The following is a 281-nucleotide window of genomic DNA, read 5'->3' as shown; positions in this document are numbered from 1 at the left end:
CGACAAGTCCGATTACTGCTGGACCTGCAGTTCCACGCGACGGTTCTGCGCGCGGCCCGCATCGGTGCCGTTGTCGCCGATCGGGTTGTCTTCGCCGTGGCCGATCGGGCCTTCCAGACGGCTGGCGTCGATGCCGTGGCTGGTCAGGTAGTCGTACACGATCTGCGCACGACGCTCGGACAGCGACTGGTTGTACGCCGGGGTGCCCTTGCTGTCGGTGTAACCCGCCACCGTCACGTGCACGTCCGGGTAACGCTTCAGCGTGTCCACGGCCTGGTCCA

1 protein-coding gene is annotated in these 281 nt (G+C 66.2%); it reads right to left on the bottom strand.

What is annotated here, in order from left to right:
- Nucleotides 1–12: 12 nt before the first annotated feature.
- Nucleotides 13–281, bottom strand: a 269-nt coding sequence (locus tag IHE46_RS16900; protein ID WP_192166101.1) for an OmpA family protein, incomplete at its 5' end; no start/stop codon positions are given.

It is taken from the genome of Rhodanobacter sp. DHG33, assembly GCF_014843005.1.
Classification (GTDB): Bacteria; Pseudomonadota; Gammaproteobacteria; order Xanthomonadales; family Rhodanobacteraceae; genus Rhodanobacter_A.
Note: the sequence above shows the minus strand (reverse complement) of the source record. Positions and strands in the feature narration are given on the sequence as shown.